The organism is Phormidium tenue FACHB-1050, assembly GCF_014696925.1.
Taxonomy (GTDB): Bacteria; Cyanobacteriota; Cyanobacteriia; order Pseudanabaenales; family Pseudanabaenaceae; genus Pseudanabaena.
In genome coordinates, this window is record NZ_JACJQY010000078.1 from 1 (window position 1) to 10,803 (window position 10,803).

The 10,803-nt window shown below is 42.7% G+C and carries 11 protein-coding genes and 1 pseudogene; 10 read left to right on the top strand and 2 right to left on the bottom strand.

All coding sequences use genetic code 11. The features are described from left to right. Positions 1 to 281: 281 nt before the first annotated feature. The 7 genes from H6G05_RS24415 to H6G05_RS24445 all read left to right on the top strand — a co-directional run bounded on the left by H6G05_RS24415 (position 282) and on the right by H6G05_RS24445 (position 9,816). The gene (locus H6G05_RS24415) at positions 282 to 2,117 is read left to right on the top strand and encodes an NAD(P)H-quinone oxidoreductase subunit F (protein ID WP_190582508.1); all 1,836 of its coding nucleotides are present in this window, start codon (positions 282 to 284) and stop codon (positions 2,115 to 2,117) included. 115 nt (positions 2,118 to 2,232) lie between these two features. Further along, complete coding sequence (locus tag H6G05_RS24420) at positions 2,233 to 3,771, top strand: NADH-quinone oxidoreductase subunit M (protein ID WP_190582510.1); 1,539 nt, start codon at positions 2,233 to 2,235, stop codon at positions 3,769 to 3,771. Further along, the gene (locus H6G05_RS24425; RefSeq protein ID WP_190582512.1) at positions 3,768 to 4,364 is read left to right on the top strand and encodes a Uma2 family endonuclease; all 597 of its coding nucleotides are present in this window, start codon (positions 3,768 to 3,770) and stop codon (positions 4,362 to 4,364) included. The genes H6G05_RS24420 and H6G05_RS24425 overlap by 4 nt, the downstream gene beginning before the upstream one ends. 18 nt (positions 4,365 to 4,382) lie before the next feature. Then, positions 4,383 to 5,699, top strand: a complete 1,317-nt coding sequence (locus H6G05_RS24430) for a CO2 hydration protein (RefSeq protein ID WP_190582514.1) — start codon at positions 4,383 to 4,385, stop codon at positions 5,697 to 5,699. A 96-nt stretch (positions 5,700 to 5,795) separates the two neighbouring features. Continuing rightward, on the top strand, positions 5,796 to 6,248 hold the full coding sequence (locus H6G05_RS24435) for a fasciclin domain-containing protein (protein ID WP_190582516.1): 453 nt from the start codon (positions 5,796 to 5,798) through the stop codon (positions 6,246 to 6,248). Positions 6,249 to 6,338: 90 nt separating this feature from the next. Beyond that, complete coding sequence (locus tag H6G05_RS24440) at positions 6,339 to 9,155, top strand: cyclic nucleotide-binding domain-containing protein (RefSeq protein WP_190582519.1); 2,817 nt, start codon at positions 6,339 to 6,341, stop codon at positions 9,153 to 9,155. Positions 9,156 to 9,384: 229 nt separating this feature from the next. Further along, positions 9,385 to 9,816: a DUF29 family protein gene (locus tag H6G05_RS24445; protein ID WP_190582521.1), complete on the top strand. Its 432-nt coding sequence runs from the start codon at positions 9,385 to 9,387 to the stop codon at positions 9,814 to 9,816. Here H6G05_RS24445 and H6G05_RS25735 read toward each other — a convergent pair. After that, complete coding sequence (locus H6G05_RS25735) at positions 9,780 to 9,902, bottom strand: hypothetical protein (RefSeq protein ID WP_277874787.1); 123 nt, start codon at positions 9,900 to 9,902, stop codon at positions 9,780 to 9,782. The genes H6G05_RS24445 and H6G05_RS25735 overlap by 37 nt on opposite strands. 37 nt (positions 9,903 to 9,939) lie before the next feature. Between H6G05_RS25735 and H6G05_RS25740 the strand changes: the two genes are divergently transcribed. From H6G05_RS25740 to H6G05_RS24455, 3 genes are read left to right on the top strand one after another with little or no spacing between them, the layout of a single operon-like run. Beyond that, complete coding sequence (locus H6G05_RS25740; RefSeq protein WP_277874788.1) at positions 9,940 to 10,074, top strand: hypothetical protein; 135 nt, start codon at positions 9,940 to 9,942, stop codon at positions 10,072 to 10,074. A gap of 9 nt (positions 10,075 to 10,083) precedes the next feature. Beyond that, positions 10,084 to 10,443: a hypothetical protein gene (locus H6G05_RS24450; protein WP_199310757.1), complete on the top strand. Its 360-nt coding sequence runs from the start codon at positions 10,084 to 10,086 to the stop codon at positions 10,441 to 10,443. A 26-nt stretch (positions 10,444 to 10,469) separates the two neighbouring features. Continuing rightward, entirely contained in the window at positions 10,470 to 10,739 is a 270-nt protein-coding gene (locus H6G05_RS24455; protein WP_190582523.1) for a hypothetical protein, read from the top strand. Here the strand turns inward: H6G05_RS24455 and H6G05_RS24460 are convergent. After that, positions 10,696 to 10,803: pseudogene (locus H6G05_RS24460) on the bottom strand (IS630 family transposase); the annotation flags it as partial. The gene H6G05_RS24455 and the pseudogene H6G05_RS24460 overlap by 44 nt on opposite strands.

The following is a 10,803-nucleotide window of genomic DNA, read 5'->3' on the forward strand; positions in this document are numbered from 1 at the left end:
TCAGATTAAGCTTACTGATCGACAAAATCTAATTTTGCAGTTTCTCGGGGCCTCTTCTCGTAAATATTATTTTTTGTCTTAAATAACCTGCTGAATGTAGGTTAAAAATTAAGCCCAGCAAGTGTTTTGGGATGAGTTACTAACTAGATTTTTTGTTTTGTGGTAATTATTTATAGTATGCATAGATAAATATTGATGAAAACACCTATTTTCATTTAGATCTATCTCTGCGATAATCATAGAAATTTAACTATGATTTTTAGTAAATAGATAGATATATTATGATAAACAACTGGCTGGACACGATCTGGCTAATACCCTGCTATTCCTTAATAGGAGCGATGCTATCGATCATCTGGTTCCCCGGCATTACTCGCAAAACGGGACCCAGACCAGCAGGCTACATCAATATTTTCATGACTTTCTGCTCATTAGTTCATGCGATCGTCGCTTTGACTGTAGCTTGGGGACAGCCAGCACATTTATTATCTTTTCCTTGGCTAGCAGTGGGCGGGCTAAACTTTACCCTTGACTTGCAGGTATCGACGATCACCGTAGTGGCAATTGTCCTAATCGCAGGGATTAATCTGCTTGCTGGAATATATGCTGTTGGTTACATGGAAATGGACTGGGGCTGGGGGCGATTTTATGCTCTGCTGGCTCTTTTTGAAGCAGGAATGTGCTCCTTGGTTCTATGTGACTCCCTCTTTTTTAGTTACGTTGTTCTAGAAATTTTAACGCTCGGAACTTACCTTCTTGTGGGAATTTGGTATAACCAATCTCTCGTTGTGACTGGTGCAAGAGATGCTTTTTTAACAAAGCGTATTGGCGATTTATTTCTATTAGTTGGTGTTGTTGGCTTATTCCCTCTGGCTGGAACTTGGAATTTTACTGAGCTCGCAGAATGGGCTAAAACTGCTGATGTCAACCCAACGACTATAACCTTGGTCACCTTAGCTCTGATGGTTGGTCCCATGGGAAAATGCGCCCAATTCCCCTTGCATCTCTGGCTAGATGAAGCAATGGAAGGTCCCTTACCAAGTACTGTGCTGCGTAACTCGGTAGTTGTCGCTACAGGTGCTTGGGTTCTGATCAAGTTGCAGCCTTTGTTTGCATTGTCACCTTTTACTCAGCAGGCAATCATTGCCGTTGGTTCTGCAACTGCATTAGGTGCAACCCTAATCGCGATTGGGCAGATTGACGTGAAGCGATCTCTGTCATATCTAACTAGCGCATTTATGGGGTTGATTTTTATCTCCGTTGGTACTGGTAATACCCATAGTGCCTATATTTTGATTTTGTCCCATGCTTTAGCGATCGCGCTTTTGCTAATGTCAGTAGGTAGCATTATTTCCAACAACATTAGCCAAGATCTAACTTTGATGGGTGGGCTATGGAATCGTCGCCCGATTTCGGGAATCTGCTTTTTAGTTGGTGCGCTCGGATTGATTGGCTTGCCCCCATTGGGTGGATTCTGGGCTATGGTTGATTTGCTTAACTCTCTCTGGCAAGACAACCCTGCTTTAGCTGAATTGCTCCTATTAATTAATGGCTTAATTGCCTTCAGTCTTATGCGCGTATTTGGTCTGATTTGGGGAGGTAAACCCAAACAGATGACGGAGCGCTCCGTAGAGCCTCTATGGTTGATTGTCATACCGATGACTTTAATGGCGGGTCTAGTATTGCATGTTCCTCAAATGCTGTTCTCTTGGGGTGTTATTCCTAATTGGATGCAGATGCTTAGTCCTGATGCGCTGCTTCTAAGTGGCTCAAGTGTTGCAGGGCTTGTTACAGGTGGATATCTCTATCTCAACCAGCAAGTTCCTAAGCCTGTAACTTTACCTTGGCTGGGCTTACAAAAATTCTTTGCCAATGATTTCTATACCCCAAAGCTTTACAAGGTCACAATTGTGGGATTAGTTGATGGCGTATCGAAAGGGATCTACTGGTTTGATCGCTTTTTTGTCGATGGCGTAGGCAATTTCTTTGGATTAGCGACGCTATTTAGTGGTCAAAATCTGCGTTACAGCACCTTTGGTCAGTTACAGCTCTATACCTTAACGATCATGGTTGGTATTGGCGTTTTACTTTTATTGCTATTCAATCGCGCGTTATAAAAAACCTCTCCCCCCAGCCCACTCTCCCATAGGGAGAGGGGGAGTAAGAAAATCTTATTTCTTATTCAGGGGCTAGGGGTGAGGGCATAATCTCTATTTTTAGGAATAAAAAACTATGCTTAGTGCTTTAATTTGGCTGCCAGTGATCGGGGCTTTAGCGATCGCCTTTCTCCCGCAAAGTCAAGTCAAAAAAGGATCGGCAATTGTTGCGACAGCGATCTTGATTCTTGATTTCATCCTCTTGCGTCAATTCGACATCAAGATTTCGTCTTTTCAATTAACAGAAAATTTGCCTTGGTTAGAAAATCTTGGCTTAAACTATAGCCTTGGAGTCGATGGGCTATCTTTGCCACTAGTAGTTTTGAATGGTTTGCTGACTTGGTTGATCGTTTGTTTTTGCGATCGGCAAATCAAGGAACGCAAAACCCTCTTTCATGTATTAATGCTCTTAATTCATGCAGGTGTCAGTGGCGCAATTCTATCGACCAACACCCTATTATTCGTCCTGTTTTATGAAATAGAACTAATTCCCCTCTATTTAGTAATTGCCGTCTGGGGTGGCGCACAACGTAGTTATGCGGCGACGAAATTCCTCATCTTCACCGCTATCTCAGGAATACTTGTTTTGGTTGGATTCCTAGCATTAGGTTGGCTATCTGCTGCTCCTACGCCTATCTTTGACTATGCAACCTTACAAACCCTGACCTTGCCAATTGAAATTCAGGTCACACTTCTAGTTGTCTTACTACTAGGTTTTACGATTAAAGCTCCCTTCGTACCATTCCATACTTGGCTACCCGATGCCTATGTAGAATCGACAACCCCCACAGTGATGATTCTTGGTGGCATTGTCGCAAAATTAGGAACCTATGGCTTATTCCGCTTCTGTGTTGGTTTGTTTCCTGAAGCTTGGGCTTTACTATCGCCTTGGGTTGCGGTTTGGGCAGGTTTAGGGATTCTCTATGGGGCAATGGTGGCGATCGCCCAAAAAGACATCAAGCGTATGGTTGCCTATAGTTCGATCGGACATATGAGCTATATTCTCCTTGCGGCGGCGGCAGCTACACCCCTCAGCATGGTCGGCGGCATCATCCAAATGGTCAGTCACGGTTTAGTACTGGCGCTACTGTTCTATTTAGTTGGCGTAATTGAAGAGAAAGTTGGTACAAGGGATTTAGATGTTCTCAATGGTTTACTTAATCCGATCCGTGGATTACCCACTACTAGCGCTTTGTTGATCTTAGGAGGCATGGCTAGTGCAGGCATTCCTGGACTAGTTGGGTTTATCTCCGAGTTTCTAATTTTCCAAGGAACCTTTAGTAAGTTCCCAATTCCCACGATCTTCTCAATTATCGGTACTGGACTCACGGCTGTATATTTTGTAATTTTGCTCAATCGCACTTGCTTTGGTAAGTTAGATAACCATACGGCTTACTATCCCAAAGTCAGTGGAGTGGAACAGTTGCCAGCTTTGATCTTGACAGTCTTGATTCTCGTTTTAGGTGTCCAGCCATCTTGGTTGGTTCGCTGGAGCGAAACCAGTGCCATCCAAATCATCGCTCGCGTTCCTGACTCATCGCTCTTAGCTAATGAAAACAGCAAATACTCAACCTATGAGAAAATATCCTTAGCTTTTAGGAGAGATCCAAGATGATAGCTGTACCCAAAACCTATGTCTCTGCCGATGAATATTTGCAATGGGAAGAAAAGCAAGAAGAAAAGCATGAATATGTCAATGGCATGATCTATGCGATGGCTGGAGCTAGTGAGGATCACATCGATATCACAACTAATTTAACTGTGATCCTTGCCAATCATTTACGTGGCAAAGATTGCAAGCTATTTCCTTCAGATATGCGGTTAAACATTGCTTCAAAAAATATTTACTACTACCCCGATCTTCTAGTTACTTGTGATGAGCGCGATCGCTTCAATAAAAAGCAAAAAAATTATCCCTGTCTCATTATTGAGGTGCTATCGGAATCCACAGAATCAAAAGATCGCGGTGTAAAGTTTGCCCACTATCAAACCCTCCAATCATTACAGGAATATGTATTGATTAGCCAATGGGAACAGCGAGTAGAAATATTTCGCCGTAGTGAGAAGTTCTGGGTACTGCAAACCTATACCACAGGAGAATTGATCGAATTGCAAAGTATTAATCTCCAGATTTCTATTGATGCAATTTATGAAGATGTCAATTTATTAGAAGCTAGTCCAGAAGGAATTTTAGAAACCACCATTTAAATAAAAAGGTAACCAACGATGACAGCTACTTTAACGGAACCAGCAACAAAACTACCACCTTCCACACATCCCTATGCAGAGGTGATCCATCGTTTAGAGGCAGGTGGCTCTATGCTCCCTGATACACCCGAAAACCTGATGCAGATTATTGGGCTTTACAAGGCTTATGCCGTACCAATGGATTTCTATTGGCGGGATTTGCTATACATAGCTGAACAAGTATTTTTAGAGCCAATTCCTGCCTTTAAATATTTTCTTCCCCAAGAATATTTAGACTTGCATAACCACTATGCTGGCGATGATGCCGATTTACGTCTCTGGCGCGGATATGCAACAGCGCATCAGGAATTGCTGGATTTCATGGATAAGGGAGAACTCAAAGCGAAAATCCCCAAGATTTTCCATCATCTCTATCACGATCGCATCAATATGGAGTTCGCGGAAGAATGTATGCGGGCGATGCTCTGGCATCGTGGCATGGGCGGCGAGTTAGAGCCTTACATGGATTCTGAGGAATATAAACAGAATGCCGATCGCGCCATTCGAGCTTTCTTTAAAAATAATCCCGTGATGTTGGGCTTATACAAACTGTTTCCTGATATGTTCCTAGAGCAATGTCGTCAGGCAACCATGACTTCGGTGCTTGGGCTATTTTGGGAAATCATGGCTCCCGTGTTCTTTGAGATGTCGGATATTTACGATGAAGGTGGCTTTAAGGGCGTTCCCGATGCGATGGATTTCTTGGTAAATGGCATCTTTGCGATCGCGGGTCGTCCCATTTATCACCGCGTCAAGATTGGCGATGAATGGATTGATATTGTCCCCAAATCCAAGGGATTTACTTGGCTCTATGAGGCAGCCTTCCCCTATGTCGAGGCAGTGTTTTACCGCACTTCCCCATTCCGTGGCACGAAGTCCTACAATGCCCAAGCTCATGAAGTTCCTGACGATCAGAATGATTTCCACTTTGGGATTTTGTATGCGGATAAGTTCCCTGTTGGCTCTGCAGGTATTCCTCCTACATTGCTGCATCAAGACATGTATCATTTCTTACCGCAATATCTGATTGACTATTACAAACAGCATTGCCGTGGTGAAGATGACATGCTAATCCAGTTAGCTGTCAGTTTTCAGCGATCGATGTACAACGTTACCTCGGCAGTAATTCAGGCAGGAAGAGCGGCTTTGCTTTATCCCTTAGATGATCCTAATCCTAAACATCTTTTGGCAAATCGCCATTATTTTGAAGGGCAATTGAATCGATTCTGTAATCCTAAATATGGCATGGATAAAGCCGCCAGAATAGGAATGGTTCAGGATCAGAATTATCGGTAACTACGAATTTGTAGGGGCAATTCATGAATTGCCCCTACAAATTCACCCTTCAAATATGCATTTTGAAAATTTTATAACAAACAAAAAGAACCAACTATGCCCACAATTGTTGATATTGCTGTTAGTAACGAAGCCTTCTCCACACTCGTCACCGCTGTATCGGCTGCGAGCTTAGTGGAAGCATTACAAAGTCCAGGTCCTTTCACCGTATTTGCTCCTACTAATGATGCTTTTGCCAAATTACCCGATGGAACTATTACTACATTAGTCCAGAATATTCCTCAACTGGCAAGGATTTTAACCTTCCATGTTGTTTCAGGAAAATATAAAAAAGAAGATTTAATCGGTGTCAAATCGTTGATTTCTTTAGAAGGCACACAAATTGATATTAATGTCTCCGATGATGTCTTCGAGGCAAATAATGCCACGGTGATAGCTGCTGATATCGAAGCTGATAATGGTGTGATCCATGTAATTGATAACGTCATGCTGATGCGTCCTCATTGGTTTTATCCAATTATGGAATCTGGCAAAGTTGGTGTGGTGTAATTACAAAAAAAAGCATTAAAAGTCCTGCACAGCAGGACTTTTAATGCTTTTTTGTATAGATTTTTTTATTCTTAATTAAAAACTTATTTTATGTTTACACAGCTATCTGAACGGCGAATGCATTTGATTCGCTGGATATTAACGATCGCATGGTTACTGATCATAGTGTCATTATTTTACGATCCTTGGACTCCTCAATTTACAGTCCCCAACCATCCTTGGAGTCCATTAAGGTTAACTGATAGTTGCATCTCTGTACAAGGTAATTGCTTAGTAGAACAGCCCTATGCCATCGGTACGACTATATTCTGGGGTGCGGTTGTTCCTGCGGCGATTTTCATTTTGTTGGTGTTTGGGCATGAGGTATGGCGGCGGATTTGTCCGCTCTCATTTTTATCGCAAATCCCTCGCGCCTTGGGTTGGCAGCGTCAATTTAAACGCGAAAATGCCAAAACTGGCAAGGTTCGCTATGAGTTAGCCAAGGTAAAGCCCGACTCTTGGCTAGGCAAAAACTATCCATACGTGCAGTTTGGCTGGTTATTTGCAGGACTATGCGGTCGGATTTTATTTTTTAATGCCGATCGCCTAATCCTCGCACTTTGGATCTTGACCACCATTGCTGCTGCGATCGCTGTTGGCTATCTCTACGGTGGTAAATCTTGGTGCAATTACTTTTGTCCGATGGCTCCTGTACAGCGCGTTTACAGTGAACCAGGAGGACTATTTAGCAGTAGTGCTCACACTAGCGATCAGTTGATTACGCAATCGATGTGTCGAACTGTAATGCCCGATGGTAAAGAGCAAAGTGCCTGTGTGGCATGTCAAAATCCTTGTTTGGATATCGACTCTGAGCGGGTGTATTGGGATGGCTTGAGCAAACCTGAAGAATCATTTCTAAGATATGGCTATGTGGGTTTAGTGACTGGCTATTTTGTCTATTACTATCTCTATGCAGGTAATTGGGATTATTATTTCTCTGGTGCATGGACAAGGCAGTCTGATCAATTGGCAACCTTGTTTAGTGCAGGGTTCTATCTATTTGGACAAGCGATTAATATTCCCAAATTAATTGCTGTACCTTTAACGCTGGGCGTTTTTACCGCAGTTGGTTATTTGTTAGGTCGCTGGGTGGAAAAAAGGATCAGGATTTACAGTGGCGATCGCAATCTCAAGCTATCTAGAGAAATCATCCGTCATCGTATCTTTACTATTTGTACCTTTACGATTTTCAACTTCTTCTTTATTTTTGGTGGTCGTCCGTTAGTCGCTTTGATGCCACTTTGGGGGCAATATATCTATGACTTGGGATTAGTTTTACTCAGTACACTTTGGGTGTATAAAACTTGGCAGCGAAGTCCCGACCTTTATTCACGAGAGAATTTAGCCAGTCGCTTCCGTAAGCAATTAGAGAAGTTGCAACTTAATGTTTCCCAGTTTTTAGAAGGGCGATCGCTCAGCGATTTGAATACCCATGAAGTTTATATTTTGGCAAAGGTTTTGCCTAGCTTCACCAGAGAAAAGCGCCACACTGCCTATAAAGGAGTGGTGCGTGAAGCCTTGGAAGAAGGATATGTCGATTCCTCCAGCAGTTTAGAGGTCTTGCAACAATTACGTCAAGAACTCGGAATTACTGATGATGAACACCGTGAAGTATTAGAAGAACTCGGTATTGAAGATCCTCAATTGCTGAATCCCGATCATAAGCGTAGTCTAGAAAATCAAATTCGCTTGACGGGCTATCGCAAATCAATGGAGCGATTGATGCTATTGCAAAAGCAACAGTTTGATAACTCTTCCGATACTTTACTTGAGCAGAACTCAGCTCAAGTGCGAGCCTTACGCCGCCAGTATGCAATTAATCCGCAGGAAGAAGCTTGGATTTTGGATGGCATTTCCCCCGAATCAGGAAACCTGCGTAGAGCCGAGTTTTTAGTCGCTCAGTTGCCATCTTTGATTTTCTGTTATCGAGCTTTACATCAGCCGATTATTCAAGAACATCAGACTGTGCTGAGACTTTTGTGGGATAGCATTACTCACAAAAATGAATTAATCGTTCGCACCATTTTAGGAACTCTAGAAACTTTCCCAAAAGATGCCGATGCGATCGCAGTTGCTCAACAGTTGGGAGAATTAGCCCCAGCAGTTTTGGTGGAAGCCTTGGAATCTGAGAGCTGGAGCAATCGCTTATCTCCAGAAATGCTGCAATGTTTACATCCATCGCAGGGACAAGCAACTGTCTGCCAAATCGATTATTCGATTGAGGAGATTTTGCGATCGCTAGAGCCTTTACTGGATGATCAAAATCCTTTGATGCAAGCTGCTTGTTTGTATATCACCGCGCAACTGAATCTTGAGCAAAGTAAGGCGATCGCTCGTAATTACAGTCTGCAAACTTCGAGCTTAGTGCAGGAGACGGCTAAGATCGTGCTATCGCTGACTGAGAGTTCCCCGCCGCTCACAGCATTTCCGATGTTAGAGAAAGTAGCGCATCTCTTTAATAGTGATTTCTTCCATCGGATGCATGGTGAGACTTTGGTGGGACTTGCCGATCGCGCTGAGGTGAGAGCCTTTACGACGGATGAGGTGATTACGGAAGCAGGTGATACTTGTCGTGAGTTGTTACTGGTAATCACTGGCTCTGCGAAGATTAATTTCTATTCGCAGGGCGAGGTAGTGCGTGTTGAGCATCTCAAGTCTGGACAAACTCTAGATGAGCTAGAGGTTTTAGCCCATAGTGATTCTCAAAATACAATCATCGCTGAAAGTGAGGTTACGCGAATTTTGGCGGTTCCTGTGGATGCCTTTGATGCTTTTCTAGATCGCGATCGCGATTTTGCCCGTCGGGTTTTAGAACTAGAAAGCCGTCAATTGCAAAAATTTATGCGATCGTTTCAGACTACAAAATAAAGAAGCAATGATTTATGGCGCGGCTTTGCCGCGCCATAAATCACAGAAAGCATAGTTAGCGCTGATGTAAAATTAATGTGAGTTCGATATTGAGGGCGTAAACCTTTGAGCAAAATCAATGAAGCAAACAGCGCCATCGGTTAGTGGCTCAGTTGAGCAGACAGTGCTGAAGAATGTCAAAGTAACGGGTGATATTGATTTGGGTGATTTAACTCAGGAGGCTTAGGCGATGGAAGAGTTGTTAGAACTAAAGGGATTTTTGCTTAGTGGCAATATCTCTGATGCTTTGCTGTTGGTGGAGGAGATGACAGAAATGAGCAAAGATGACAAATTAAATAAAATTTCCAGTTTTGCCAAAATTCTCCTGTTGCATTTAATCAAACGTCAAGCGGAAGGACGAACAACGCGATCGTGGGATGCTTCTATTGAAAATGCTGTTTATGAAATTCAGAAAACAAATCGTCGTCGTAAAGCAGGAGGGAGCTATCTAACTAAGGAAGAATTACGGGAAGCAATCAGCGATGCTTATCGTGTGGCTCTATCAGGAGCAACGGCTGAGGCTTTTGGTGGTTGTTATACGGTCATACAACTAGCGGCGATGGTCGATCGCGAGGCTATTGTTAATCAAGCGATCGCTTTAGTTTCTGGTATTAATGCGTAAGCGATCGCCCAAATCATAAGTTCATAAGTTCCTGTAGGCATAGAGTTGTAACTGGCATAGCTTGCATTTTGGGTTGGATTTGCCATAATTAATTAAACCTTGCTAAATAATTAGTGAATTTGTATGTCTGCTAAAGATCTTGAAAGGCTTGAGAAAAATATAGAGAGACTGCGTGAACAGATAGCAGGGGCGCAGGATGCATTTGTATTAGCGGAAAGACTTGATAAACCGAGAATTAAGCAGGTAATTGCTGCATGACGTGAGGAAATGCGGGATCTTGAGCAGGAAAAGTGGGATCGGATTGTAGAGGTGGCAAAAGATGAAATTATTGCTGATGATAAAGCACAAGCACTTATAGCTGAGATTGTCGAAGTTGAAGGTGAGATTGTGTCTAATCCACCTGCTGATGCTTCGGCGACAATTTTAGCATTGTTACAAAAAATTCTTACTAAGCTCAATGAGCAGGATAAAACGGCAGCAGCAAAGCTAAAGGGAGCCATTTCGCTTTTACCTCCTTTTGTGTCAGTAATCTATGAGGCTGAACTGGATACGGAGAATACGGTCAGAAAATACTTTCCGACTTTTAGTCGTTGGACAAAGGAGGCAGTAGATCGCCTAAAAAAGTAGATCGCCTAGACGGAGCAAATTCTCCTATGCCTAGAGATAGTGATCCTCAAATTAAGATCAATCAAGGTGGTTCAGGTAATACACAAAATAATACATTTAATTTCTATCAAACCCCGCCAGAGATAAAGAGATCAGACATCGTACGAACTGAAAAATTAGAGGAGATGTATCGAGAGTCGATCACAGGGTGCAAAGAAAGATTTCTGGCTGTAATTGGAGATAAGCAAAAAGCAGCAGAGTTAGCCAATGATTTTTCATTAGACGCTCAATCAAGTTTAAATTTGGAGAGTAAGTAGTCAAATAAAGAAGCTCGATGTTTAATGACTGAGCCAACTCAACAACTAAAGCACACTTTTGATA

Bases quoted from the DNA above. Each gene is read 5' to 3' on its own strand.
- H6G05_RS25740 (WP_277874788.1), top strand. From the start codon at position 9,940: ATGTCTGCTAAAGATCTTGAAAGGCTTGAGAAAAATATAGAGAGACTG.
- H6G05_RS24420 (WP_190582510.1), top strand. From the start codon at position 2,233: ATGCTTAGTGCTTTAATTTGGCTGCCAGTGATCGGGGCTTTAGCGATC.
- H6G05_RS24425 (WP_190582512.1), top strand. From the start codon at position 3,768: ATGATAGCTGTACCCAAAACCTATGTCTCTGCCGATGAATATTTGCAA.
- H6G05_RS25735 (WP_277874787.1), bottom strand. From the start codon at position 9,902: ATGGCAAATCCAACCCAAAATGCAAGCTATGCCAGTTACAACTCTATG.
- H6G05_RS24440 (WP_190582519.1), top strand. From the start codon at position 6,339: ATGTTTACACAGCTATCTGAACGGCGAATGCATTTGATTCGCTGGATA.
- H6G05_RS24445 (WP_190582521.1), top strand. From the start codon at position 9,385: ATGGAAGAGTTGTTAGAACTAAAGGGATTTTTGCTTAGTGGCAATATC.
- H6G05_RS24435 (WP_190582516.1), top strand. From the start codon at position 5,796: ATGCCCACAATTGTTGATATTGCTGTTAGTAACGAAGCCTTCTCCACA.
- H6G05_RS24415 (WP_190582508.1), top strand. From the start codon at position 282: ATGATAAACAACTGGCTGGACACGATCTGGCTAATACCCTGCTATTCC.
- H6G05_RS24450 (WP_199310757.1), top strand. From the start codon at position 10,084: ATGCGGGATCTTGAGCAGGAAAAGTGGGATCGGATTGTAGAGGTGGCA.
- H6G05_RS24430 (WP_190582514.1), top strand. From the start codon at position 4,383: ATGACAGCTACTTTAACGGAACCAGCAACAAAACTACCACCTTCCACA.
- H6G05_RS24455 (WP_190582523.1), top strand. From the start codon at position 10,470: ATGCCTAGAGATAGTGATCCTCAAATTAAGATCAATCAAGGTGGTTCA.